Genomic DNA, 26,664 nt, shown 5'->3' with positions numbered 1-26,664 from the left:
AAATAAATAACGTTAATAAGTAGCTAGTTAATTTAATAGCTACTTAATTAGCATTTTATTGGAACTGGAGTATATTTAGCTTGTTGGGCAACAGCAGTAACATTGCCTTTTTTTACAGTTAGTGCGCCAAGCTCGTTAAAGCCACTAACCTATACTAGGAGCTGTTATATGAATATGACGCAAAAAATGACTGCTGAGTTTATTGGTACACTTTGGCTGGTATTAGGTGGTTGTGGCAGTGCAGTGCTAGCTGCAGCCTTTCCCGAAGTCGGTATCGGCTTACTTGGGGTTGCCTTCGCTTTTGGTTTAACGGTGCTGACAATGGCATTTGCTATTGGCCATATTTCCGGTTGCCATCTGAACCCTGCGGTCTCTATTGGGCTATGGGCCGGAGGACGTTTTCCCGCATCAGAGCTGGTGCCCTACATTATTGCTCAAGTTGCTGGTGGTATTGCTGGTGCAGGTATTTTATATCTCATAGCGTCTGGACAAGATGGCTTTAGCTTATCTGCAGGCTTTGCATCAAACGGCTACGGTGAGCATTCTCCCGGCGGTTACAGTTTAACTGCAGCGCTAATCTGTGAAGTCGTCATGACGATGTTTTTCTTAATTATCATTCTTGGGGCTACCGATGCTCGCGCCCCTAAAGGCTTTGCACCGATCGCGATAGGCCTTGGATTAACCCTTATTCACTTGATCAGTATTCCAGTAACAAACACCTCGGTAAACCCAGCCCGTAGTACAGGGCCTGCATTATTTGTTGGCGACTGGGCAACCTCCCAGTTATGGCTATTTTGGGTCGCACCTATTGTGGGAGCGATTATTGCGGGCGGCATTTACAAAATCTTTGATGCTAAAGAATAGGTAAAATAACAGAGCTGATTTAAGCTCTGTTTTCTTTTTCAATAGCCACCTAAATGTTATTATCCATCTCAATCGGCGCGCTTTGCTTATTTTCTAGGCTCGCCTCATTTACTATTAAGAGATGTACACCATGAGCAACAAAAGCAAAACACTTAAGCAACTCACTGAAATGACACCAGAAGCTCGCTACGACTACCTAGTTGAACAAGTGAAAGAACAGCAAACATTGTGGTCATTACAGGATTTAGATGGTTGTGTTATGTTGACCACTGAAGAGGAAGATTGCATTCCAATGTGGCCTACTGAAGAAGCTGCTGCATCATGGGCTGTTGATGACTGGGCTGATTGTCAAACTTTAGCTATCCCTGTTGACGAATGGTTAGAGCGTTGGGTGCCAGGAATGCAAGATGACGACTTATTCGTAGCAGTATTCCCAGTACAAGATGATTTAGGTGTAGTGATCCCACCTTACGAGCTAGAAGAGCGTTTAGTACCTAAAAAGCGTCACTAATCATTAAGCTCCTGTGATGGCGGGCGCTTTAGCTTGCCATCTTGATTTTTTATCTGCTCATAAAACTAAAAAGAGAATGAATAAGTGGATAGTGAAAAAACTGTACCCCCAGCTAAACCTGAAGCTAGCCCCACCTCGCTCGATCCCCAAACCGCTAAAACCAATAAAGAACCTGCTCCAGTAAAGATGCCTAAGCGCCTAATGCTGTTACTTGTGTTTTTAGTGATGATTTCTATCAGCGGGTTAATGGCTAAACAAGGTGTGCTTTTCTGTATCTTAACTCTGTTTATGGTGCTGGCTATTATTGGTAAACAAAAAGCAGGGTTATTGATGTTGAGAGTATATACCTCACTACAATTAATTATTGCTAGTGCATTGCCAATAATGCTGCAAGATCCTGATAACATGGTACCTTCAGAGCCGTCTAGCTATGGCATTGGTAGCTTTAGCATCCAGTTACCTGATTGGGTGGTGTTTGGTTTACTGATCATCATATCATTGGTGCAAGTTTGGATAGCCTTTACCCCAAAAGTCATTCGCTACTTTAGCCGAGCATTAAATCTAAATATCATGCGTTAACAGATATACTTCAGCAAAATGCAGATACAAAAAAGCCGTCAAAAGACGGCTTTTTTAATGGTTAACCACAAGTGGTTAAACAGAGAAACTTGCACCGCAGCCACAGGTCGTGGTTGCATTTGGGTTCTTAACAAAGAAGCGCGAACCTTCAAGGCCCGAGGTATAATCAACCTCACCACCAACAAGATATTGCAGGCTCATTGGGTCAACGACCAACTGAACACCTTGCTTTTCTACAGTAAAGTCGCCTTCGTTTACTTTCTCATCGAACGTAAAACCATATTGGAAGCCAGAGCAACCGCCGCCAGTCACATATACACGTAACTTTAGCGCGTCGTTTTCTTCCTCTTCAAGCAAGGTTTTTACTTTTGAAGCCGCCGCATCAGTAAAACGAATTGGCAAAGCATCTTCAGCTTGTTCAGTCATTACTACCTCTTACATCTGTTTGCTGCGCAGAATTATCTAATACCTGAGTGTTTTGTTCAAGTAATATGCCCTGCTCTTTTTCATCCACAAGTAAATCTTGTGCGTTATATTCCTGTTCAGTTTGCGACCCTTTGGTCCAGCGACTCGCAGGAACTATCACTTTTGCCTTCACTCTAGATAAGCTAAAGCCTTCAGGCAATGTAAATTCGCCATCTAAAATCTGAAAATATCTAAACTTGAACTTAAATGAGTCATCGGTCAAATCTGCTAGTTTAAGACTCACCGTTTTGCCATCTTGCAATCCAACTAACGTCACTTCACTGCGACCCGCTAATGAGCGTTTACGCTTTTCCAGTTGTGTCAGTACCAGTTTGATACGATATTGCCGCGGCTCAATACTCGGCGTCAATTCTAAACCATTAATGGCCACACCATCAGCACTATTTTCAGGCGCCATCACACTTCGGTAAAAAGCCAACTCACGGGCAAGCTCATTATTCTTAGCGTTTTGCTCAACAAACATAGCTTGCATGTTGTCATTCGCTTCACGTTCAAGGGCCAGCTCTATATTACGGGCTGCAAGGGTTTGTGCTTGCTCATGTAATTGAGCAATATATTGCTCTGATTTATCCACTTGTACCTTGGGTTTAGGCAAATAATGTTGCTTGGCAACATCATAACTTAAAGCACCTAAAACAAAGGCTACAATAACTAAAAGCAACAAATAAACACTCGAAGGCCTAATTTGTCGTTCAATCACTTGCATGCGATCGAGCCAACGATGATAATTTGACATTAAGTAACAGTCCCTTAATAAAAAAGCTCACATTGGCAAGCAATGTGGCCAACACGTTCTGGAAAACCCTGTGCACCCAGCAATAGAAAATAAGCGAGCGCAATTTCAAAAGTACTTTAATACTGAGCTTAAAGACATACTGTCTCAGTCTAAAGTCAGCGTGCAGCTATGTTTACTGGCACTGTTATTTGCACTCTTTGCTTCAGGTGTGATTCTACTTTTTCGACTACTTTTGGTTTGGTGCGATACCTTCACCAAAACCCAAGAGCTGAATTTTACGGATCTCATTGATGACTGGCGAGTATTATTACCGCTTTTAGGCTCATTTTTAATCTGGGGCGTCGCAAAAATGGGATCTCAGCGTTACAAACGCATGGGAATCGCTTATGTGATCCACAGAATGAAACTGCATTACGGCAAAATCCCACTCCAATCAGCGCCCGGTCAGTTCTTTCAAGCCCTATTTGCACTTGCAACCAACTTCTCTGTCGGTAGAGAGGGCCCCGCTATTCATTTAGGCGCTGTCAGTGCCAGCGTATTAGCTGAAAAATTTCATCTACCCGATAACAGTGTTCGGGTAATGTGCGCCAGTGGCATAGCGGCAGGTATTGCAGCGATTTTTAACGCGCCACTAGCAGCAGTTATATTCGTGTTTGAGGTGGTATTACGCGAATACAAAATTCACTACTTCTTTCCCATTATGTTATCAGCCATTTGCGGAGCATTAACCAGTCAAATGGTGTTTGGCGATGTCCATGAGTTTGAACAGATTGGTGCTGAGGTGATCCCATTAAGCCAATACCCGCTGCTGGCTATTTTCGGTATTATCTTAGGTTGTATCGCTGCATTTTTTAACACCAGCTTACTAAAAATCACAGCTATCGGACAAAAGTGGCCACTTATCAACAGACTACTATTAGCCGGCGCTGTAACGACCTTGGTCGGAATAATCCTACCGCCCGCGATAGGTAGCGGAGAGCTTGCCATTGCTGAAACAATTAACCAGCACCCAAGTATTCTATTCCTTTTAGCCATTTTAATTGGCAAAACCATCGCAACAATTGCGGCAATTGGCCTTGGGATCCCCGGTGGGTTAATTGGGCCGCTTTACGGTATTGGCGCATTACTCGGCACAATATTAGCTTTAATCAGTGCCATATTTTTCCCCAGTGTTGCCCCCTATATTGGTCTTTATACTATTATCGGCATGACTGGCATGATGGGCGTGTGTCTTAGTGCCCCACTCGCGGCACTTGTAGCATTAATTGAACTAACCAATAACGCCTCAATTATTTTACCCTCAATGTTTGTGGTTATTCCGGCGTTTCTCATTGCCCACCAAGGTTTTAATACTAAATCCATTTTCTTTAAGCAGTTGGAGATTATGGGATTAGGCTATAAGGTTGCCCCCGTTAATCTTGGCTTACAAAAGGTGGGAGTTCGTCACCTGATGGATAAACGCTTTGTTATTGTAAATGACAACGATGAGCTACTTTTAGAGGTACTTAAACGCGCTGAAGGACGTTCAGTTTTAGTTCGAAACAATAGCGGTGATATTGAAATGCTACAGCTACAACTGCAACGTCGTGATGAAGATAGCACGCTTACGCGCCACCCAGTACAAGGACTCCCTGATACGTGCACCTTAAATGAGGTATACCAACTACTGGCAAAAGAGCGTCGTGGAGAGGTCTATATTTATCAGCAAACGCCAGACAATATTGTCGGTGTTATAAATTGGATGGCACTACAAAAAGAGATCCGTTCAGGCCAAGTATAAATCGCTCAAGCCCATTATGTTTCGTTAGTTAGAGATGTTCATACGCAACTTCAAAGCATGGCTTAACCTAGCTTACGAAAACAATCACCAGCTAGCTGTAGCATCAGTAATAGCAGCAGATAAACAGTAGCAAACAAAAACGATAACAATGTACCGAGCCATAACCCTAATACTGGGTAAACAAAGCTAACTGAAAGTGTATAAATCATCAACGCGCCAAGCCCGTAGGGGTAATGCTTAATCACTGAGTGCACGCTAGCTGCACCGTAACTTAAGTGAATAATAATTAGAAACGGAAATAGCGTAATAGGAAAAGACGATAACACGCCAGCCCAACCAGTCCCCACCGTTTTGGCAATGCCCGTAATTAACAACACTATCGATGCTGCAGCAAGCGCCCTTAATAAACTCACCCTAAAAGTTAACGCCACTTTCGTATCAACTCTGGTATCGTCAATATGACGAAATAAAAACGCAAATAGGCAAATGCTCGCTAGCGTTATCATAAAACTTGCTGTCAAACTTAACCGGCTTAAATTCAATACATATGCCACTATTAAAAAGCCACTAATTGACATTAGTGCAGACATACTACAAATCTGCCAACGAGTATATTTATCGCCCTTTTCGAGCCACCTGCTAGCGTGATAATAGCAATAAGCCAACACCAAAGATGCCGAGAAGCCAGCCAGTGTAAAGGTCGCACTTTGCGCAGCAAACTCAATATCCATTTCTAGGCCAATATAAAATAAAGCTATTGCGCTCCCAAGAGGAAAACCTGATAACAAACCAGCCACTTTAGGGCTGACATTTTCCGCCACATAAGATAATCCCAGCACTGCAAAAATTGACACCAGTATTTTTGAAATGAATATCAGTTCAGGTATGACTTCGTTACTCGACATGATTGTTAATGCTCTGCATGTTTGCTTAAAAAAATGCCAAAATTAAACATATTAGTAAAATCGAGTCGACTTATTCCCCCAGTCTACCACCGTAAAAGTTTAACAAGACTAATGATTAACAAGTAAACATCACGTTCAAATTATCTACAGAACATAAGATAACAACTAAAATCCAGCATATTCAGTACGATAGCCTAATAATGCAACAACAAACACACCTCAAAATCATCAACACCAGTTATTAGAAAGCTTACAACCTCAATCGCATCAAACCTTTCTATTAAATAGTTCATTTCACAACTTTTTAGAACTTTTTACAGGCTAAAGGTCACATTTTTCTGTAATTTTACGAACTCAATCGCCTTCTTATGCAACAAAACGAAAAGATGCATCTGACGGCCTTGATAAAAAAACGTTGCAGGGTCGTGACTTGATATCGCCAGTATCAAGCTCTGTGCACTGAGATAGCGAATTCTTTTGCAGCCGCTATAGGCCAAACGTAAATAACATCACCCGATAAGGGCACCTAATGAGTGTATTAAAAAATAAAATAACAGCACTAGTCGTGGTTTCAGCTTCGATGATTGGCTTCAATAGCCAAGCACAAGCTGAGGACTATCAGAAGCTGCTCAACATGTGTATTGCATGTCATGGAGTCGACGGCAGTAATGAATTCGATTCAATCCCTAATTTGAAGGGGCAAAACGTGCAATACATGGTTGGACAATTAAAGAACTTTAAAGCAGAAACACGCCAAGATAAGACCATGAGCAAGGTCGCAAAGTTATTAACAGAAGAACAAATGCAAGCAATGGCGGTTTATTTCAATACTGGGAAGGAGCAAGACTAATGGCTATCGATAGACGTAAATTTTTAAAGGGCGCTGCGGCGACCTCTGTAACAGCCATGCTGCCTCTGAATTGGGCTTTTGCATCAAACCGTCCAGCAGGCATCGAGCCTATGGATGTTTCAGCAGTTAAGTGGAAGAACGTAGACGACTTACCAAGCCACTTTAAAGTACTAAACTCAAGCCCGCTTAACGCCTTTCCTCCAGAGCACTTACTTGCTCCAGTAAAAACTCCTGCTGACGTTGCCTTTATTCGCTGGAATGGTCAAATGCCAGAGTTCGATAAGATCGATCCTGATACGTGGGAATTCACTGTAGATGGTGAGTCAATCGAAACGCCAAAGACTTACACCATTGCTGAGCTAAAGAAAAAATTCAAAACCCACACTCAACAGTTAGTACTTGAATGTGGTGGTAACAGCCGTGAAAACTTCTATCCAAACGCAAAAGGTAACCAGTGGAGTAACACCGCAGTATTTTGTGCCGAGTGGACAGGCGTACTAATTAAAGACGTACTAGCAGACTGCGGTGTCAAGAGTGATGCAGTTTATACTGCTCACTACGGTGCAGATAAGCATATTAGTGGTAAAGGTGCAGCGATCTCTCGTGGTGTACCTATCGATGCGGCTATGAATGAAAACGGCATGATCGCTTGGGGCATGAACGGTGAAGATATTCCATACATGCACGGTTACCCATTACGTATCGTATTTGGTGGTCGTCCGGGCTCTGTTTCACAAAAATGTGCAACAGGCATGGGCGTTAGAGATCGCGTACACGATGGTAAGAAAATGGAAGCTCCAGCTTACCAAGTACCAAAATACCCAGTAGCGCCTGGTGAGAAAGTAGCAAACAAAGACTTTAAGATCATCGAGGAAATGATTGTTAAGTCGCTAATTACTGCGCCACAAACTGGCAGCGAAATGGCTTTAGGTAAAACACTTTCTGTAAGCGGCCATGCGTGGGCTGGTATGCGCGAAGTAGCTAAGGTTGAAGTGAGTTATGACTACGGTACAACTTGGACTACCGCTTCACTAACTAAACCTGTGAATCCTACAGCATGGCAGCAGTGGCAAGTTGATCTAAAACTACCACAGACTGGTTACTATGAAATTTGGGCCCGCGCGACTGATACTAAGGGCGATAGTCAGCCAATGGTTCAACCGCAATGGAACCCGAAAGGTTACCTATTTAATGGCTGTCACCGAGTGGCAGTAAGGGTCGTATAATGACAAAGACTCTATTTTCGCTAGGCTTACTTGCCTTAAGCAGCCTCTCGCCTGCTATGGCGGCTGATGCTGGAAAAAGCTACCCGATAGATCCTGAATCAGGTTTGATTATGGCACCGGGGTGGGAGATGGTGAACTATCAATGTAACGCCTGCCACACCACAGCTATCATTCCTCAAAACAAGGGTAACCGTGAAGTTTGGCGCGATACTATTCAATGGATGGTTGATACTCAAGGCTTATGGGATCTCTCAGATACTTGGGATCCTGTACTTGATTACCTTTCGACTTATTACGATGAAACTGGTATCGACATGAAGATCTTTAGACGTAAGCCTTTAGATAGCGAGCAAATGCCGCCAATGCCAACATCAACGAAGGAAGGTTAAGATGAGTAATAGCTTATTAAAACAAGTCTTAGCAACGAGCTTGATCTGGGCAACGTCTGTAAGCATTAGTTTAGCTCAAGCTGAGACAGATACTTCATTTAAAGATACACTTGCGGTTAAGGGCCTTAAGCTTGAAGCAAACGCGCTAAACTACCAAGCGGATGCAAGTAAAGGTGAAGCTCTCGCTAACCAACGTTGTATTGCTTGTCATGGTGATGCCATGCTTAAAATGATGACAACTTACCCCGACATCAAAGGCCAGAAAGCAGCTTACTTGTTTAAACAGTTAGTTGACTTTAAACGCGGTGATCGCAGTGATCCTCTCATGCAAGCTCAAGCAGGCATGCTGTCGGAAACTGAGATGAAAGATGTTGCTTACTACTACTCGACTCAGACTGCGTCTGACTTAAGTAAGTAGCACAATTAGCTAAGCAACCGCACTAAGAAGCCCAAATGCACTTGCAGTTGGGCTTTTTATTTCACCCCACCAGCAAAGTTTGCAGAATTCCTGCCAAGATTAGGTCTATAGATACAGATTAGGCTAAGTTTAAGCTAACTCCCCTTTATATTAGGACGCTTTATGCTTAAAAAGCCTCAAACTGTTTTTGCTCTAGCAGCACTTAGTGTGACACTTATTCTCTATGCTGCTAATTCACAATTTAACCCTGAAAGTGGCGCAAATCCGGTCACCCACAATGAGCAACACAATTCTAATAGTGAGCAAAAACAAACAATAAGCGAAAAGTCAGCAACAAGAATAAAGGCACAAGATCTGGCCACACCTGCTGGCTCAGCGAGTACACAGACTAGCTTCACTGCGGTTTCAGATGAACGTCCAACAAAAAAACCTAAAGATATGCGTGTCAACTCGCTCGATGAATTAATGGCGCTATTTGACTCTCTCAATTACAACACCCAAAGTTGGCAACAAGGCAACAGAGAGGTGCCAAGGCTGACTTTTGAATCAGTCAGTGAACGCTGGCAAAGGACCTCAAACCAAATTCCAGTACAACAAAAAAAGATGGTGTTCTTTCGTTTACTTGCGCCATTAATCCTTGTCGCTAACGAAAATATTTTACTCGAACGCAGACTTATCGCGGAGTCACCATTAGACGACGTATTACTGCAAAAGATCGCCTTTAAATACAAAGTCACCAAAGACGACAGTACTGCACTTACCGAGCAACAACGCAGAACACTATTAGAAGAAGTTGATATCCTGCCGCCGTCACTAGTACTGGCTCAAGCAGCTGAAGAGAGTGGCTGGGCAACCTCACGCTTTACCGTTGAAGGTAACGCATTTTTTGGTCAGTGGGACTTTAGCGGTAAAGGGATGATCCCCAAACAACAACGTAAAGAGTTGGGCAACTACGGTCTAGCCCGCTTTGACACCCCGCTAGCATCTGTTGAAGGTTATATGCTTAACCTTAATACCAATAACGCCTATAAAAAACTGAGGCAGTTGCGAGCAAAGTTACGTGCAGAAAATAAACCAATTACCGGAATGGAACTAGCAGGTACATTAGATAAATACTCTGAACGAGGCCAAGCCTATATTGATGGCATACGGCAAATGATTAGTTACAACAAGCTAGATCAAGTCGATGAAGCTTATTTAAGTGACGCCGCGCCACTACATTTAATCCCTAGACCTGATTAAGTAGCGGTAGCTTCCGACATAAGGTATTTAATTAAACGATTAAATACCTTAACTTTTATTACTTGCAAACAGAGATTATTCGCTACGCACTCACCACCAACGCAACAAATGTAATCAAATAGATAATTAACGCTTAATAAAACCTTAATTGCAACAAATTCACCACATACATAGAGACCTGCCTCACACTTCAAAAGATCTGCTGTGCAATGTTTGTACTTAGCATAGACATCACTTATTAGCACCATTACCCTAAAAACACTAATCATTATCATTTACATTTGTGAGTAAACACGCTAGGAAATAATTGCCAATGGATGGACACATAAAACTCATTAGTGTTTCCACTTAAACAGGGTCTAACATGCAGTTTAAGAACTCCATTATTGCGCTATCAATCACAGCCGCTATTGCTCCTCCCCTTGCTATCGCACAAGACAGCGATATCGAAGTCATCACAGTAACAGCAAGCCGAATGGATAAACCGGTCAGCGCCATTCCGAATACTGTAACAATAATCGATCAAGAGCAACTAAATGAACAACTTAGAACAACTCAAGATCTCTCAACGATTATAGGTAACCTCGCGCCAAGCTTCTCTCCTAGTCGCCAGAAAATGAGTAATACTGGTGAGACTTTACGCGGTAGGACGCCGCTAATTATGATTGATGGTGTTCCCCAATCAAACCCTCTTAGAAGTGGTGGCCGCTCAGGGCAAACCATTGATCCAGCCATGATAGAACGTATTGAAATCATTCATGGTGCGAATGCGATGCACGGACTTGGTGCTCAAGGCGGTATTATTAACTACATAACTAAAAAGCCCAGTGCTGATAGTGAGCACCATGTCAGTTTTGATGTCACTGTACCCAACAACCTTGAGTCTGATGGCGTGAGTTTTGGTACCAGCTATAGCTTCTCCGGTGAATCAGAGCACTTAGATATGATAGGCGCGGTAAGCTATCGTAATAACGGTGTTTATTACGATGCAAATGATGACATGATTGGTGTCGATACCACCCAAGGCGAATCAATGGATAGCCAAAGTATGGACTTCTTCATCAAGCTTGGACATAACTTTGACAACTCACGCCTTGAGTTAATGGTTAACCATTACAATATGGAAAACAATGGCGACTATATGGCCGTGACAGGCGATAAAGAAAATGACATTCCAACTGGCGCCATCAAACAAGAACAACCTTGGGACGCTGCAAATAATCAAGTCACGACAACGAGTTTGACTTATACCCATGAAGACATTGCGGGCCAACAGCTCAACTTACAATTCTTTAATCAAAATTTTGAAGCCGTTTATGGTGGTGGCTGTTGGTCTGACTTTTATGACCCGAGTATGGAAGGCAGCGATCAAGTAACCGTTTGCGGTACTGGTGAAAACGGCGAATCGCTTTACTATGAGCAGTCACGTAACAAATCAGTAAAATGGGGCATGAAAGCCTCTATGATGGCCAATAACATTGCTAACTCAGGGGTAAGCATAGCCTATGGTTTAGATATATTTCGCGATACTACCGAGCAAGATATGGTCATGAGTGGAGTATCATGGGTACCAGAAAGCACCTATGACAATATTGCTCCCTTTGCACAGTTTGATTACGACTTAATAGACAACTTGACTCTATCTGCAGGGGTGCGTTACGAGTACGCCAAACTAAAAGTCGATGATTATAAGACCATGTATGGTTACGGTAACAAACATGTGCAAGGCGGCAGTCCTGACTTTAATGAAACTCTGTTTAATATTGGTGCTTCTTATCAAGTCACTTCTGGACTGCGACTCTACACTAGCTTCAATCAAGGTTTTGGTATGCCAGATGTTGGACGAGTCCTACGTGATGGCGATAACTTCCAAGGCGTAAATCCTAGCATTGAAGATACGTTAGCACTCGATCCAATCGTGACTGACAACATTGAGTTTGGTGCCGATTATCAAGGTGAATATTTTAGCTCTAAAATAGCTTACTACCGCTCCTCAAGTGACTACGGTGCGCGCATGGTCGAAAAGGAGGATGGTAGCGGTTCGTTTGTAGTTAAACGTGAAAAAAGCCTGATAGAAGGAATTGAGGCCAATGTAACTGCTTACATTGGAGACAATGATGATGTCGGAGTTAATCTAGCGATTCAAAATGGTGAATACGACTCCAATGATGATCAACAAGTCGATACCGATCTTGACGGTGCGAATATATCACCAAATCGGGTAAACCTATTTTGGAATCACTACTTTGATAATGATATATCAACTCGTATTCAAGCTAATTTCTATATGGATAAAGACTTCAAAGACGCCAATAACAAGGTGTACGCCAACTTCGACGGCTACACCACGGTTGATGCATCAATTGCCATTCCAGTGTATAGCGGCACGTTAAGCATAGGTATACAAAACCTATTAAATGAAGACTATTACACCTACTACTCACAAACCGTTGGCAAAGATACCCGTTACTTTAAAGGTATGGGGCGCACCGCAACAGTAGGTTTTAGCTTGCCGTTCTAACCCTGTTATCATATAGAATCAAAAACTAACCAATAAAAAAGCCGTTAGCACACGCTAACGGCTTTGTATTAATTGAGCTTTGTAGACGTTACGCTTTCGCCTTCCTCACATAAGGTAAAACAAGCAGTACTATTCCCACCACTAAGAATGGAATACTCAGTAATTGTCCAGCACTAAATGTCCACGTATCGGCGTACACAGCTTGCTTTACTTTCACCATTTCAATTAAGAAGCGAGAGCTAAATACCAGCACTAGGAATAAGCCAAAAATCGCGCCGTGCTTTTGCTTCATATCGCTAAGTTTATAAATGGCCCATAACAATACAAAAATCGACAAATAAGCAATGGCCTCATATAGTTGAGCTGGATGACGCGGCGTCATATCTACTCGCTCAAAAATGATAGCCCAAGGCGCATTACTCGGTAGGCCTAAAATTTCTGAATTGACAAAATTAGCCATACGCACAAAGAAACCAAAAATTGCTGTCGCAATTGCGAGTCTGTCTAACAGGAATAAAAACGGTAACTTCACCTGACGCTGATAATAGTACAACGCCAATATTGCGCCAAGGCCACCACCGTGACTAGCTAAACCGCCTTCCCAAATCGCGAGAATTTTTATTGGGTTACTTAAATAGTAAGCGGGATCGTAAAACAAGCAGTGAGCTAAACGCGCACCGACAATAATACCCACAACGCAATACATTAATAGATTATCTAACGACTCAACTGGGAGACTTTCTTTAATATAAATACGTTTCATCACTTGAAAACCAGAGGCGATGGCAAGTGCAAATAAAATACCGTACCAGTGTACAGTTAATCCCATCACACTAAACGCAATAGGATCAATATTCCAAATAAAATGGTCCAAACTAAGCCTTCCAAATAGATTGTTCTGAATCGAAAAGATGATAAGTCATGGGCAGTTTTACCCCTCAAAACCCTCTTTGGCAAGGTTTTAGCAAAATTAGCGACAACTGATTGCCTGCGCAGCTGTCAACGAGTCATCAATCTCGATGATTTTATCCAAGGTTCTATGTTTGCATTATTTATCTAGCCAATAGATTCTGCTATAGTGCCGCCTCAGCCACCCTACATAAACTTGGGCAATAGCTTTGCTATTACGCCCCTCAGAAATTGGAAATATAGGCTGATGACTCAGTTTCAAGGTTCGCACATCCTTTCGGTAAACCAACTAGACTTGGAAGCCGTTGAAAAAGTTTTTTCTGTTGCTACCCGCATGACCCCTTATGCTTTACGACAAAAACGCACCACTGTTTTAGATGGCGCTGTTTTAGGCAACCTGTTTTTCGAGCCTAGCACCCGTACCCGTGTCAGCTTTGCCAGCGCCTTTAGTTTGCTTGGCGGCAGAGTTAATGAAACTGTAGGTATGGCGTCTTCGTCACTTTCAAAAGGTGAGTCGCTATACGATACCGCCCGTGTACTTTCTAGCTACTCTGATGTGATTGCTATGCGTCACCCTGACTCTTTCTCTGTACGTGATTTTGCCAAAGGCAGCCGCGTACCAGTGATCAATGGTGGTGATGGTGCCAACGAACATCCAACTCAAGCACTTTTAGACCTATTCACCATTCAAAAAGAGTTGGCTGCTGGTGGTCGTGATATTAGCGGCATGCATATCGCTATGGTTGGCGACTTGAAGTTTGGCCGCACTGTTCACTCTCTTTCCCGCTTGTTATGCATGTATAAAGATGTCAACTTCACACTCGTATCACCAAAAGAGTTAGCAATGCCTGACTCTGTGATCAGTGACATTGAAAATGCTGGTCATAAGATCACAATAACAGATCAGCTTGAAGGAAATTTAGACCGCGCTGATATACTCTATCTGACGCGTATTCAAGAAGAACGCTTCCCTTCTCAAGAAGAAGCGAACAAATACCGTGGTAAGTTCCGTTTAAACCAAAGTATTTATACACAGCATTGCAAATCAAACACTGTGATCATGCACCCGCTGCCACGAGACTCTCGTGAGCAAGCAAATGAATTGGACAATGATCTAAACGATCACCCAAATCTAGCTATCTTTAGACAAGCTGATAATGGCTTGCTGATCCGCATGGCGCTGTTTGCACTAACATTAGGCGTTGATGCTCAACTTGAGCAATACGAACGCCCTGTTAACTGGTATTCACGAAAAGCTGATTGCTAAGTCGGCTACAAATTTAAGGATTAAAAATGACTCGTTCTGACGAACTATTCGAACAAGCTAAAAAGACCATCCCAGGTGGCGTTAACTCTCCAGTACGTGCATTTTCTGGTGTAGGCGGTTCACCTCGTTTTATCGAAAAAGCAGACGGTGCTTATATTTTTGACGCTGATGGCAAAAAATACATCGACTACGTAGGTTCTTGGGGCCCAATGATTTTAGGCCACAACCATCCTAAGATCCGTGAAGCGGTATTAAAAGCGGTTGAAAACGGTCTATCTTTTGGCGCACCAACTGAACTTGAAGTCACTATGGCTGAAAAAGTAATCGAAATGGTTCCTTCAATGGAGCAAGTTCGTATGGTGAGCTCTGGTACTGAAGCAACAATGAGCGCAATTCGTTTGGCTCGTGGTTTCACTAACCGTGACAAAATCCTTAAGTTTGAAGGCTGTTATCACGGCCACGCCGACTGCTTACTAGTAAAAGCAGGTTCTGGTGCATTAACTCTTGGTCAGCCAAGCTCTCCAGGTATTCCTGAAGATTTCGCTAAGCACACGCTAACAGCAACCTACAATGACTTAGATTCTGTTAAGGCTATCTTCGAGCAATACCCAGAAGAGATCTCTTGTATCATCATCGAGCCAGTTGCTGGCAACATGAACTGTATTCCTCCAATCGATGGTTTCTTACAAGGTCTACGTGCTATCTGTGATCAGTACGGCGCGCTAATGATTATCGACGAAGTTATGACAGGTTTCCGCGTATCTAAGAGCGGTGCACAAGGTCACTACGGCGTCACACCTGATCTAACAACCTTAGGTAAAGTTATCGGTGGTGGTATGCCAGTTGGTGCTTTCGGTGGCCGTAAAGACGTAATGCAATTTATCGCACCAACGGGTCCGGTTTATCAAGCAGGTACGTTATCTGGTAACCCAATTGCGATGTCTGCGGGCCTTGCACAAATGGAAGCCCTTTGTGAAGAAGGTGTTTACGAGCAACTAGCAGCTAAGACTCAGTACATTGCAGAAGGCTTTAAAGCGGCTGCTAACAAGCACGGCATTCCAATGGCAATCAACTACGTTGGTGGCATGTTCGGTTTCTTCTTCACTAGCGAAGAGACGGTAACTAACTTCGCTCAAGTGACTAAGTGTGATACAGCATTATTTGCTGAGTTCTATCACATGATGCTTGATGAAGGGGTTTATCTTGCACCTAGTGCTTATGAAGCTGGTTTCTTATCACTGGCTCATGGCGAAGCAGAACTTGAAGCAACTCTTGCTGCAGCGGACCGCGTATTTGCTAAGCTTGCAAAGGCTTAAGCTGATAGGCGAGTAACCTAATAACGAAAACGTAAAAGGAACACTTATTAGTGTTCCTTTTTTATATTGGCTAAGCTTTACTCTCAAGCTGCATCAGCTTAACAACGCAAGTTTAGCTAACCATTTTTGGTTTAAGCTAAATTCACTAGTAAGTACTGCAAAATTAGCAAAAGCTTAAACTACGCAACACAAACAACTAATAGAACACTCCAACTCAGCTAAATTATCTACACAAAGCCCACACAAACAGCCTTAGATCACATTTACACACAAAATTAGACATGGTTAACAGTTGTGATCCCTCCTGCTCTGTGGTTTTATGTTGCCGCCAAACCTTAAAATAACCTTAATTTTATGACTAAGTGGCGCTCAAGCTCGTCATAACATCATCTATGTGAGTTAATCTATGTTGTACGCATTTTTGATTTCACTTGCAGTACTCGCGTTATTAAGTATTGTGTTTGAAGAGATCACCCACCTAAATAAAGCAAAAACCACACTGTTCTTTGGCTGTATCTCTTGGATCACCCTGTTCATGGCAGCAGGAGACCCAAGTCACGCAAAAATAGTCGAACATCAACTCAATGAAAACCTATTAGAAATCGCTACTTTATGGCTATTTTTAATGTCGACCATGACCTTTGTTGCTTATCTTAATGCTAAAGGCATGATCCAGATTTTAGTGCAAAAATTGTTTCCTAAGCGGGTCTCGGTGCGTATGCTAATGATGCAAGTTGCTCTATTCTCACTGGTTTTATCAGCCATTTGTGACAATGTCACTGCCACCTTAGTCTCGCTTGGATTACTCACAACCTTTAAATTAGAGCAACAGATCCGCAGGCGCATGGCAGTACTGATCATCTTTGCAGTTAACTCCGGCGGAGTCGCGCTAATTACTGGCGATGTCACCACCTTAATGATTTTCCTTGGTGGTCATGTCGGCATGTCTGAATTATTAATGCTATTTGTACCGGCAGCCATTAGCGTGATGTTATTAGCAGTGCTGTTTTCCTTAAAGGCTGAAGGAGAAGTCTCGACTAGCCCGATAACCAAACAAATTCGCGCGGTTGATATACTTATTGCCCTGATCTTCTTTAGCACTATTGTGATGACAATGGCGCTCAATATCTTATTTGCGATCCCACCGGTTTTAACCTTCTTAACCGGCCTTTCTGTGATGTTTTTAGTAGGACACACAATTAGAAGCGATAAAGAAGAGATTCAAATCCTTGAATATATTCGCCAAGTTGAGTATGACACCTTACTCTTTTTCCTAGGAATTTTACTACTCGTCGGCATGCTTAAAGAGATAGGAACCCTTGATTTACTCGCGCAAGTTTATGCTCAATACGATCCAAATATCTCTAATTTTGTTGCGGGTATTGGTTCGGCGTTATTAGATAACGTACCGCTAACTGCTGCATTGTTAAAAGCTGATCCGCTACTCAATACGCCTGAATGGTTAGGACTCACTTACGCTGTCGGTGTTGGAGGCTCGCTATTAGTCATTGGTTCTGCTGCAGGCATCATAGCAATGAGTAAGGTAAAGGAGCTAACCTTTGTCAGTTACCTCAAATATGTACCAGCACTTAGTCTTTGCTACACAGTTGGCTATGGCTTAACACTGTTTTTAGCCTATCACCTATATAAATAACCAGATGCTGAAATGTAAAAGGTCTGATGATACCAATCAGTACAAGAATTTGCTCAACTCAGAGCGGTTTTTGGCAAACTAATTCAAGGCGAATAGCTGCAAGCTGCAATAATGGTTATTCCCTTATAAAGCTAATCAACGCAGAAATAGGCAGCCAAAAACGCTCCAGAATGGCGAGTTTTAGCGATTCTGATGCTATGACTCTTAATAAACAAAGAGGGAGCTTAACCGTAGAACAACTATGCTCTTCACTCGTTGCCTTGCCTCAAAACCGCTAAACTCTCGCTGAGTGACTAAATGTTTATACTGATTGGTATTAGGCCTTTTACACGTTCAACAGTAATTAATTTAAATAGCCGGCACTTTAAACTCTGTGCCTTGAATCGCTAGCACCACGTCTCTTGGCCTTATTTCTACGATAGTTAACTTACCTTGAATACTGTCACCTTCTTGTAGCTCTGCTCCATCGACATTTAACCAGCGATTATCGGGTACGCTTGAATATACATGAGCGTTAATATTGAACTCTGGTACTTGTAACTGTAAACCAGCAGGTAACTGACCATACTTAGGAATATCATCCGACTTAGGTGTCACGGGGATCGGATCCAATTTTGCTTCTGTTACTGGAGTTTCAACGGCATTCTCGCGCTCAACTTCTTTAAGTGCAGCTTCAAATGCGGCCAATAAATTATTATCAGCAGCAGGCTTAGTCGTCTCGAGTCCAACATCATTGGCTGCATTCTCTACTTGATACTTTAATGACTCAAGCAGCTCATCACCGCGCTTATTACTATTGGCACCAAGAATAATAGGTTGGTTATCGCTCTCAGATAATAAGTTGCTGGGTTGGCTACTGCGAGCGCTTGCAGCGGTATTCTCAGAATGAGTAACTGAGGCTTCCGCTGCCGACACAGCATTCTTAAGCTCATCATTCGAGCTTGATGCGAACTGGTTATAACTCGCTGCAGTGCCACTTTGATGACTAACAGCCACTTGTGGCGTATAAGCTTGTGCCATTGGTAACGCGACTTTTCCAGCCAAACGCACCTCATTAGTGGTTGGTTCTGGGCTAATGTTTTGCTCATGGTCTTGCACACTTTTAGCTGGAGTGCTGAGTGCAATTTGCTCCTGTTTGTTACTTGTAGTGCTTTTCTCGCTGGGGTAAAGCGCAAGGCTTAATAACCACGCAGCTAACACCATCAACAATAATGACAGGCCATAAATCATTAGCGATCTAATATTATAACCCCGCTGTTGTTTTGCTCTATAAGGGGCACGCGGAGTTAATACTACATCATGATTATTTACTTGAGATTGTTGCTTATCTCGAGTCACTGCATCGAGTAAAATCGACATTAATACAACCTCTTAGTTTGTCCTAAGCGCGGGCCTGAATCACTTAAATACAAATTAAGCTGCACCAACGTTTGGCTACCGGCAATGCCATCAGGTGTTAAACCATGTTGACGTTGAAAAGCTTTTAGCTTTTGTTCTAGCTCTGCATCAAAACGGTTTACAAGTCTAGGAGAGGTATCTGTGACTCGCGCTAAACTGTTCTCTAACCATTGAATTTGAGCAGGATTTGCAGACTGTCCAATCTCTTTAGGTTGATTTGTTGGTGCCTGCCAAAGTATTTCAAAAGTGCCGGTAAAGTGACGATTAAACCAGTCTCGACTAACCCATAACTGTTGTTCATTGAGTTGCAACAAAACTTGCTCGCCTTGCCTTGAAACAATCGTGCCGTAAAAAGCTTGATTGTTATCATCAGCAAGATAAACCACTGCTGGGTAATTTAAGCGAACTAATGAATGCCAATTCCCCTGTTGTTGATAACAAGCTAAGCCTTGCTGCATAGCCGACTGGCAAGCAGACAATCCAATGTATGGCACTTTATCCCATAAGCCTAGAATACTTGCGTAAGCGGTATCAATATCACGACTCTGAGCAATCGCACTATTAAGCACTCGTTGACTATTATCGAGCACGGGTGTTTTTTGCTGAGCTTGTTGGCTAGTAACTTCTCTGGTTTGAGCTTGCTCAGCATCGCTAGCAGGTGTGTCAACCTGTGCGCCACTCGGCATAAACGCATATAAGGCAACCGCAAATGTCACAACTAAAGATGCCGCAATTATCGATGGCTTAAGCATAGTGCTTTGCTTAGGCTCTTCTCCTAATACTTCAACCGAAGCTAAGCGTACCATTTTGCTATCGATTGGCACTTTTGATTGAGCATAACTTGCCATTAAAGCTCGCTCACATAGTAAGTTGATTAAGCGTGGGATCCCACCACTGAACTTGTGCAGGGCTTTAATCGCGCTTTTATGAAATAAAGGTTCATGTCGCCCGGCCACTTGCAGCCGATGCTGCACATACAAACCGACTTCTTCAACCGTGAGTGGCAATAAATGGTAGCGCGCAGTGATACGTTGAGCTAATTGACGTAATTCTTGACGTTTTAGTAGCTGCTGTAGCTCCGGTTGACCAATGAGGATCACTTGCAGTAATTTCTTGGTGTCTGTCTCTAAATTAGTGAGCAGTCGTAGTTGTTCAAGCACTTCAGCTCTTAAGTGCTGCGCCTCATCAATAATCAATACTGTATTACGGTTTTTACTGTGATTCTCAAGTAAAAACTGGCTGATTAAATCAGTTAATTGTTTAAGGCTGGGTTCCTCACCATATACAATACCTAGCTCGTCACATAGCGTTGCCAGCAGCTCCGACTCTGTCAACGAGGGGTTTAATATAAAAGCGGTATCGGTATTTTCTGGCAACTGCTTTAACAGACAACGTGATACCGTTGTCTTACCCGTTCCAACTTCACCAGTTAGCAATACAAAGCCACCAGTTTCTCCTAGGCCATAAGTAAGATGGGCTAATGCTTCTCTATGACGATCACTCAAAAACAGGTAATGCGGATTAGGCGCGATAGAGAACGGGTTATCATTTAAGCCAAAAAAAGCCTTATACATGCGAGCTTGTATCCTTATAGAACCAATTGACTCCGATGTTTAAACCGGCGGAGCTTATATACTGTTTAATTACCACTACAAATCCAAAGTTGGCGATCATGCCACAAGCAATAGATCCCCAACCAATAATAGGCTCACGTTAAAGCCCTACTACTAGCTTGTCAAAAATTGCTACAACTAAAATCAGCTAAGCTTGCCATGATAGCAAATTGCGGCAAATTTTTTGTGGGTTGTTGGCAATATATCAAAGATAATTACCGCGCTTTACACACGAATATACCTGTCAGCCATGTTACACTTAGCAGCATAAACGATAAGTGAGAAATCCAGTGAAAATCTACCTAGTTGGCGGTGCTGTCCGCGATAAGTTACTCAATCTAGATGTAAAAGATCATGATTATATGGTTGTAGGCGCAACCCCAGAACAAATGCTAGCGGAAGGTTTCACTCAAGTAGGTAAAGACTTTCCGGTATTTTTACACCCTAAAACTCAGCAAGAATATGCACTGGCTCGCACCGAACGTAAAACAGCAGCGGGTTATGGTGGCTTTAGTGTTGATGCCGCTCCCCACGTCACACTTGAGCAAGATCTACTGCGCCGAGATTTAACCGTCAACGCTATTGCACAAGATGAGCAAGGGAAACTATACGACCCTTATAATGGCATTACCGACATTGAAAACCGTATCTTAAGGCATGTTTCAGACGCCTTTATTGAAGATCCACTAAGGGTACTGCGTGTTGCCCGCTTTGCCGCGCGTTTTCACACTCTCGGATTCACCATCGCCACTGAAACACTCGAGCTTATGAGCAAGCTCAGCCAAAGCGGAGAGCTTGAAGCGCTAACCCCAGAGCGAGTTTATATTGAGCTAAATAAGGCATTATCAAGTGCAAGTCCACAGGTATTTTTTGAGATTTTGAGGCAATGTGGCGCGCTTAAAGTACTGTTCCCTGAAATCGATGCGCTATTTGGTGTGCCACAACCTGAAAAGTGGCACCCAGAAATCGACACCGGGATCCATACCTTAATGGTACTTCAGCAAGCAGCAAAGCTTAGTCAAGATAACGCTGTTAGATTCGCAGCATTAGTGCATGATCTAGGTAAAGCTTTAAGCCCAAAGGCGCACTTACCTAAACACCATGGTCATGGACAAAAAGGCTTACCACTGATTAAAGCACTATGTACTCGCTATAGAGTCCCTAACGAGTACCGAGATTTAGCGCTATTAGTCAGTGACCAACACCAGAACATTCATAATGTGTGGCAATTAAGAGCTGACACTATTGTTTCGCTATTTGATAAAGCCGATTTCTGGCGAAAACCGCAGCGACTTGAACAGCTATTATTAGCCTGTGAAGCTGACAGTAAAGGCCGCTTAGGATTAGAGCTTCAACCTTACCCTCAAGCTGACTATTTAAAGAACTGCTTTAAGGCTGCATCTGATATCGCAGTACAATCCATTATTGAAAAAGGATTTAAAGGTGCAGAGATCCGTGCACAACTGTCTGTCGAAAGAGTTGCTGCAGTGCAGAAGATTAAAGACTTACAAAGCGAGAAACCTGAATAAAAGTACTATAAATTCACATTTATAGACTAAGATTAGACATACCTTGTTCACGGTTTATTTGCACTTAACTTGCAATTGCTCAAATTTTCACTAAGTTATTCAGAGCTTAGCGTTAAAAGGCATAGCAAAATTTTTTCTCTGTGACATAATTAACTAGTTCAGTTGTGATGTGCAGCTGTGCTTATTTAAACCAACCTATATAAAGGGAATTCCCGATGAATAAAAAAGTACTTTTGATTGCTGGTGTAGCAATGACTGCCCTTCTAGGTGGCTGTGCAAACACTACTGCTCTTGAAGAAAGCGTTGCAAACCTAGGTAACAAAGTTGACCAACTTTCAGCTGAAGTTAGCTCTCTAAAATCTGAGCAAGGCAAGCTATCTGCAGACGTTAACGATGCAAAAGCTGCAGCTATGGACGCTCAAGCTGAAGCACAACGCGCTAACGCTCGTATCGATAACGTAGCTTCTTCTTACAAGAAGTAATTACGTTTAGGACTTAACCGTATTTATTTACGGTGACATCCCAAGGCTTGGTTTCAAGTATTACACTTGGCCAAGCCTTATACCAATCAGTATAAGAATTTGATCAGCTCAGAACGATTTTTGGCAATCTAATTCAAGGCGAATAACTGAAAGAATGGTTGCTCCCTTGTGAAGTTATTCAACGCAGAAGTAGGCAGCCAAAAACGTTCCAGAATGGCGAGTTTTAGCGATTCTGATGCTGTGTTAACGAACTTGAACGTAGAACAACTATGCTCTTCATTCGTTGCCTTGCCTCAAAACCGCTAAACTCTCGCTGAGCGACTAAATGTTTATACTGATTGGTATTAAATTTATCTGTAGTTTGTCGTTTGCTTTCCTTGCCCAATAGTCGTCATTAATTACAGACACAAAAAAGCGCCCTACTGGACGCTTTCATACTATCGATATCCTCACTTACTCCTCGATATTGACCGGTATACCAGCCTGAGTCAGCAATGCATCATTAGCTTTAGTGTAATCAACATCATCTTGTCGAATAAACTCAACAACACCGCGTTTAAGTTCTTTCACTGTGTTATCACCACCATTAGCTGTCGATAATGGCGAATGGACTTCAATCAGTTGTCTACCATCAGGCTCTGTAGAGGTTTTGATAGTCTCATTGATGATAGTCACTTGATCACCATAACGAACTTGGTCAAACAACCACTCAATATCATCAGGATTTAAGCGAATGCAACCAGCACTGACTCGCATACCAATACCAAAGTCTTTATTGGTACCGTGGATCAGATAACTGCCATCACCGTACGATAATTGAATAGCAAACTTGCCTAAGGGATTATCTGGTCCAGCAGGTACCACGCGTGGTAATACTTCACCACGCTCTTCTAAATGTTCCTTACGAATACTGGCAGGCGGTGTCCAACTTGGATTGGGTATGCGCGATTTAATTCGAGTTACCATTTCAGGAGTTTCACGACCAACGCGCCCGATCCCGACAGGAAACACATGTACTTCCTTACCGCCTTTTGGAAAGAAATATAAACGCAACTCAGCAAGGTTTATCACTACACCTTTATGCGGAACATCTGGCAGTAGCATCTGAGTAGGGATCAGCAAGCGAGTACCCGGTGTGGGCAAAAACGGATCAACACCAGGGTTGGATGCCATCAACTCCAAAATACCAATGTTATATTGCTTTGAAATTGTTTGGAAATAATCACCTTTTTGCACCACGTGATGCTGTAACTCCCCAACTAGCCGTCCGCCATTTTCAGGAATAGAATAAACATTAGCAAACGCAGTCAAGGGCAATAGCGCCAAGATGAACAACAGCAAATTACGCATCATCAGTAGTCGATTTCCATTAAGTTAAGTAGACAAAGGTTACCCTGTGTACAAACTATTTTCTAGTCATCACATTAATAACAAAGTCTATTTCTAACGTGTCAAACCTTGTTCGCTGGATGTCATGACGTACTTTATCGTTCGCTCTCCAAGCATAAGGAGTCATTTCAAGTAAAGCGATAGCCTGCTCACCCGATACGCTGACAGTCAACGAAATACGTTCACTGTGTTGTAAAGCCAACTCTTTAGGAAGGTTTTCGCTAACAGGCTTTTCCGTTAGTTCAGGATAGATAAACTCGCGAATTTGCCACAAATGACGCGGCCCAGCTGCGACCTGCAATAACACGCCACCTTGCTTAAGCACTCGCGTCAGCTCTTTGCCCTTTAGCTGTTTGTCTATAACAGTGACTAAATCGAAGCATTCATTCACAAAAGGTAACTGCTTAAGAGTAGAAACCATATAAGTTGGGCTTGCTTCAGCTTTGGCTGCTGCAAATATTGCATTTTCAGCTTCACAAATACCGGTTTGTTGCAACAACAACTCAGGTTTAATCTCTAACAGTATGTTTTTCAGCGTTCGCAAAAAGTAGCCATCACCGCAGTCGTAATCTAACTGTGAAAGCGACTGCGCGGCAGCGATTTGCGGAAGCTCAGCAATGACCTTTGCCATACGCTCAGCCAAGGGTACATAAATACCAGACTCAAGCACGTAACGTTTGGCACGCATTACCGCTCGAGAATCAGCTTTAGGCTTTTTAGGTTGACTAAAAAGCCAATAACCATGCTCATTCTTATCAAAATGGTGTTTGTTTTCACAATGTAGCCCTTTTGACTCTTGATGGATCTGCAAAGGCAATTTACATACAGGGCAAAGAAAAATACTGTTCATTAATAACTCATAGTTAAACGCAGATAGTTATATGTTAGTCAAACAATCACGCGTTATAGAAAAATCACACCACACAGCACCGCACCCAGTGCTAAACGGTAAATAACAAAAGGAGTCATGCCCATTTTACTAATGATTTTCAAAAAGTAATGAATACATAAGTAGGCAGCGACAAAGGATACAGCGATCCCTAAACCTAATGCTTGATAATCGATAACCTGACCACTTTCTAACAAATCTTTAGTCACCAGCAATGCCGCCCCTAAACTAACAGGTACTGACATTAAGAAAGAGAAACGAGCAGCAGCTTCACGACTTAAGCCTAACATTAATGCTGCAGTAATCGTGGCACCAGAGCGAGATGTACCAGGAATCAATGCCATTGCCTGTGCTACACCAATGATTAATGCCTTTTTCCAGCCAACTTGAAATTCACTAAAACCTTGACGCTGTAATCTATCTGCCCACCAAAGTAGTAAACCAAAAATAATCGTGGTTGCAGCTATCACTTCAATATTGCGTAAGTGAGTTGCAATAAAGTCTTTAGCGGTGAAACCAAGAATAACTGCAGGAATTGTTGCTAAAATAATCCACCACGCTAATTTACTCTCTTGTGTTTGCTTACGACTAGCAATGCTGCCTGTCCATGCGGTAAACATTGAAAAAAGCTCGCGACGAAAATACATCACAACCGCCATCAAAGAGCCAGTATTAACCGCCACATCAAATGATAACCCCTGATCTTCCCAACCTAGAAGTTGAGCAGGCAAAATAAGGTGAGCAGAGCTCGAAATCGGTAAAAACTCGGTGAGGCCCTGAATAAGAGCTAAAATAATCACCTGAAAGGTATCCATAACTATCCTATAAACTGTGGGTTTAAGCAGACCAATCGAACTCAATTGGCCATAATGACTGTTGTTGCTTGTCGTAATCGTGCCAAAGGGATTGATACGACTGCTTAACAACAGGGTGATGCAAATGAGGGGCAATTTCCGCTAGTGGCCATAATACGAAGGCATTATAAAGGATTTCAGCTCTCGGTAACTCTATTGGTTGTTGACTAACAACATCGTCATACAGTAATAGATCGATATCTAATGTTCTTGGAGCAAATTTCTTTGCGCCTTTAACACGGCCATGATCTTGTTCAATCTGCTTAAAACAGCTCACAACCTGTTCAATGGTCATATTGGTTTCTGCCGCTACCACCATATTGAGAAAGTTTGTGCCGTCAAAGCCTACCGCTTCACTTTCATATACTGAAGACAATTCTAGCTTATCAAAATGATGACCTAGGTCGATTAAAGCAGCCTTAAGGTGGCTTTCAGGCTCGATATTGCTACCAAGGCTGATAAAAATCTTTGCCATTTATCCATGACCCCGCTCAATTTCAACACCTACAGCAGCCGCGGTAGGCACAGCGCCAGGCTTCATCACTTTTACTTTAACCCAAGGCACATTAAATTCATCCATAACACATTTAGCAACCATTTCAGCCACAGTTTCAATGAGCTCAATAGGTTTTTCAGTAATTAGTGCAGTTAATCTATTTGAAACAGTTTCGTAGCAGAGTGCATGTTGATAATCATCTCCTGCCGCTGCTTGGCGATTATCCCATGCCATATCTAAATCAATAAGTAAGCTTTGGTGGATCTGCTTTTCCCACTCATAAATTCCGATAACAGTTTCAATTCTTAGTTCTCTAATCAGTACTTTATCCATGATTTCTCCAAAACTCTAATCCATGACA

Annotated in this window: 26 protein-coding genes; 15 read left to right on the top strand and 11 right to left on the bottom strand. The window is 42.5% G+C overall.

Annotation, left to right across the window (positions count from 1 at the left end; all coding sequences use genetic code 11):
* The first annotated feature begins 168 nt into the window (after positions 1–168).
* The 3 genes from aqpZ (at position 169) to L884_RS0102350 (ending at position 1,954) form a co-directional block, all read left to right on the top strand.
* Positions 169–864 carry an aquaporin Z gene (aqpZ, locus tag L884_RS0102360; RefSeq protein WP_028765984.1) on the top strand — a complete coding sequence of 232 codons (696 nt, stop codon included), beginning with the start codon at positions 169–171 and terminating at the stop codon, positions 862–864.
* 130 nt (positions 865–994) lie between these two features.
* Positions 995–1,375, top strand: a complete 381-nt coding sequence (locus L884_RS0102355) for a DUF2750 domain-containing protein (RefSeq protein ID WP_028765983.1) — start codon at positions 995–997, stop codon at positions 1,373–1,375.
* Between the two features lie 186 nt (positions 1,376–1,561).
* Positions 1,562–1,954, top strand: a complete 393-nt coding sequence (locus L884_RS0102350; RefSeq protein WP_051435503.1) for a hypothetical protein — start codon at positions 1,562–1,564, stop codon at positions 1,952–1,954.
* A 75-nt stretch (positions 1,955–2,029) separates the two neighbouring features.
* On the opposite strand, the gene erpA is transcribed toward L884_RS0102350, so the two are convergent.
* The gene (erpA, locus tag L884_RS0102345) at positions 2,030–2,380 is read right to left on the bottom strand and encodes an iron-sulfur cluster insertion protein ErpA (RefSeq protein ID WP_012154245.1); all 351 of its coding nucleotides are present in this window, start codon (positions 2,378–2,380) and stop codon (positions 2,030–2,032) included.
* Positions 2,373–3,176, bottom strand: a complete 804-nt coding sequence (locus L884_RS0102340; RefSeq protein WP_028765981.1) for a DUF6776 family protein — start codon at positions 3,174–3,176, stop codon at positions 2,373–2,375. The genes erpA and L884_RS0102340 overlap by 8 nt, the downstream gene beginning before the upstream one ends.
* 58 nt (positions 3,177–3,234) lie before the next feature.
* Here L884_RS0102340 and L884_RS0102335 point away from each other — a divergent pair, with 58 nt between their 5' ends.
* Positions 3,235–4,956 carry a chloride channel protein gene (locus L884_RS0102335; RefSeq protein ID WP_028765980.1) on the top strand — a complete coding sequence of 574 codons (1,722 nt, stop codon included), beginning with the start codon at positions 3,235–3,237 and terminating at the stop codon, positions 4,954–4,956.
* 62 nt (positions 4,957–5,018) lie between these two features.
* Here L884_RS0102335 and L884_RS21580 read toward each other — a convergent pair whose 3' ends face one another.
* A complete protein-coding gene (locus L884_RS21580) occupies positions 5,019–5,861 on the bottom strand; it encodes a hypothetical protein (protein WP_051435496.1) in 843 nt (280 codons plus the stop codon).
* Between the two features lie 529 nt (positions 5,862–6,390).
* Between L884_RS21580 and L884_RS0102325 the strand changes: the two genes are divergently transcribed.
* The 6 genes from L884_RS0102325 to L884_RS0102295 all read left to right on the top strand — a co-directional run bounded on the left by L884_RS0102325 (position 6,391) and on the right by L884_RS0102295 (position 12,507).
* On the top strand, positions 6,391–6,711 hold the full coding sequence (locus L884_RS0102325) for a c-type cytochrome (RefSeq protein WP_028765979.1): 321 nt from the start codon (positions 6,391–6,393) through the stop codon (positions 6,709–6,711).
* The gene (locus tag L884_RS0102320) at positions 6,711–7,937 is read left to right on the top strand and encodes a sulfite oxidase (protein WP_028765978.1); all 1,227 of its coding nucleotides are present in this window, start codon (positions 6,711–6,713) and stop codon (positions 7,935–7,937) included. Before L884_RS0102325 ends, L884_RS0102320 begins: the two co-directional genes overlap by 1 nt.
* Positions 7,937–8,326 (top strand): hypothetical protein, encoded by a 390-nt coding sequence (locus tag L884_RS0102315; RefSeq protein ID WP_028765977.1) that lies wholly within the window; start codon positions 7,937–7,939, stop codon positions 8,324–8,326. Before L884_RS0102320 ends, L884_RS0102315 begins: the two co-directional genes overlap by 1 nt.
* Position 8,327: 1 nt before the next feature.
* The gene (locus tag L884_RS0102310) at positions 8,328–8,744 is read left to right on the top strand and encodes a c-type cytochrome (protein WP_028765976.1); all 417 of its coding nucleotides are present in this window, start codon (positions 8,328–8,330) and stop codon (positions 8,742–8,744) included.
* A gap of 162 nt (positions 8,745–8,906) precedes the next feature.
* Positions 8,907–9,986, top strand: coding sequence for a glucosaminidase domain-containing protein (locus L884_RS0102305; protein ID WP_028765975.1), 1,080 nt, complete (start codon positions 8,907–8,909; stop codon positions 9,984–9,986).
* Positions 9,987–10,350: 364 nt separating this feature from the next.
* Positions 10,351–12,507 carry a TonB-dependent receptor gene (locus L884_RS0102295; protein ID WP_028765973.1) on the top strand — a complete coding sequence of 719 codons (2,157 nt, stop codon included), beginning with the start codon at positions 10,351–10,353 and terminating at the stop codon, positions 12,505–12,507.
* 88 nt (positions 12,508–12,595) lie between these two features.
* On the opposite strand, the gene lgt is transcribed toward L884_RS0102295, so the two are convergent.
* Positions 12,596–13,381, bottom strand: a complete 786-nt coding sequence (gene lgt, locus L884_RS0102290) for a prolipoprotein diacylglyceryl transferase (RefSeq protein ID WP_028765972.1) — start codon at positions 13,379–13,381, stop codon at positions 12,596–12,598.
* A gap of 282 nt (positions 13,382–13,663) precedes the next feature.
* Here lgt and L884_RS0102285 point away from each other — a divergent pair, with 282 nt between their 5' ends.
* The 3 genes from L884_RS0102285 (at position 13,664) to nhaD (ending at position 17,653) form a co-directional block, all read left to right on the top strand.
* Entirely contained in the window at positions 13,664–14,683 is a 1,020-nt protein-coding gene (locus tag L884_RS0102285) for an aspartate carbamoyltransferase (protein ID WP_028765971.1), read from the top strand.
* A 26-nt stretch (positions 14,684–14,709) separates the two neighbouring features.
* On the top strand, positions 14,710–15,999 hold the full coding sequence (hemL, locus tag L884_RS0102280; RefSeq protein WP_028765970.1) for a glutamate-1-semialdehyde 2,1-aminomutase: 1,290 nt from the start codon (positions 14,710–14,712) through the stop codon (positions 15,997–15,999).
* Between the two features lie 406 nt (positions 16,000–16,405).
* Positions 16,406–17,653, top strand: a complete 1,248-nt coding sequence (gene nhaD, locus L884_RS0102275) for a sodium:proton antiporter NhaD (protein WP_028765969.1) — start codon at positions 16,406–16,408, stop codon at positions 17,651–17,653.
* 348 nt (positions 17,654–18,001) lie between these two features.
* Here nhaD and L884_RS0102270 read toward each other — a convergent pair whose 3' ends face one another.
* Both L884_RS0102270 and L884_RS0102265 read right to left on the bottom strand, forming a co-directional pair.
* Complete coding sequence (locus L884_RS0102270; RefSeq protein WP_028765968.1) at positions 18,002–19,012, bottom strand: general secretion pathway protein GspB; 1,011 nt, start codon at positions 19,010–19,012, stop codon at positions 18,002–18,004.
* Complete coding sequence (locus L884_RS0102265) at positions 19,012–20,625, bottom strand: ExeA family protein (RefSeq protein ID WP_028765967.1); 1,614 nt, start codon at positions 20,623–20,625, stop codon at positions 19,012–19,014. The genes L884_RS0102270 and L884_RS0102265 overlap by 1 nt, the downstream gene beginning before the upstream one ends.
* Before the next feature lie 329 nt (positions 20,626–20,954).
* Between L884_RS0102265 and L884_RS0102260 the strand changes: the two genes are divergently transcribed.
* Together L884_RS0102260 and L884_RS0102255 are read left to right on the top strand one after the other, a co-directional pair.
* Entirely contained in the window at positions 20,955–22,193 is a 1,239-nt protein-coding gene (locus tag L884_RS0102260) for a multifunctional CCA addition/repair protein (RefSeq protein ID WP_028765966.1), read from the top strand.
* Between the two features lie 215 nt (positions 22,194–22,408).
* Entirely contained in the window at positions 22,409–22,675 is a 267-nt protein-coding gene (locus tag L884_RS0102255; protein ID WP_028765965.1) for an Lpp/OprI family alanine-zipper lipoprotein, read from the top strand.
* A 453-nt stretch (positions 22,676–23,128) separates the two neighbouring features.
* Here L884_RS0102255 and L884_RS0102250 read toward each other — a convergent pair whose 3' ends face one another.
* Genes L884_RS0102250 through folB form a run of 5 tightly spaced genes read right to left on the bottom strand, consistent with a single transcriptional unit; the run spans position 23,129 to position 26,636 of the window.
* Positions 23,129–24,028: a L,D-transpeptidase family protein gene (locus L884_RS0102250; protein WP_028765964.1), complete on the bottom strand. Its 900-nt coding sequence runs from the start codon at positions 24,026–24,028 to the stop codon at positions 23,129–23,131.
* A 52-nt stretch (positions 24,029–24,080) separates the two neighbouring features.
* Positions 24,081–24,914: a putative RNA methyltransferase gene (locus tag L884_RS0102245; protein ID WP_028765963.1), complete on the bottom strand. Its 834-nt coding sequence runs from the start codon at positions 24,912–24,914 to the stop codon at positions 24,081–24,083.
* A 53-nt stretch (positions 24,915–24,967) separates the two neighbouring features.
* Positions 24,968–25,768 carry an undecaprenyl-diphosphate phosphatase gene (locus L884_RS0102240; RefSeq protein WP_028765962.1) on the bottom strand — a complete coding sequence of 267 codons (801 nt, stop codon included), beginning with the start codon at positions 25,766–25,768 and terminating at the stop codon, positions 24,968–24,970.
* A 22-nt stretch (positions 25,769–25,790) separates the two neighbouring features.
* Complete coding sequence (folK, locus tag L884_RS0102235) at positions 25,791–26,282, bottom strand: 2-amino-4-hydroxy-6-hydroxymethyldihydropteridine diphosphokinase (protein ID WP_028765961.1); 492 nt, start codon at positions 26,280–26,282, stop codon at positions 25,791–25,793.
* Positions 26,283–26,636, bottom strand: a complete 354-nt coding sequence (gene folB / locus L884_RS0102230) for a dihydroneopterin aldolase (RefSeq protein ID WP_028765960.1) — start codon at positions 26,634–26,636, stop codon at positions 26,283–26,285. It lies immediately after the preceding gene.
* Positions 26,637–26,664 lie beyond the last annotated feature (28 nt).

Source organism: Shewanella fidelis ATCC BAA-318, assembly GCF_000518605.1.
GTDB classification, from domain to species: Bacteria; Pseudomonadota; Gammaproteobacteria; order Enterobacterales; family Shewanellaceae; genus Shewanella; species Shewanella fidelis.
This window is presented reverse-complemented; position numbering and strand designations above follow the sequence as displayed.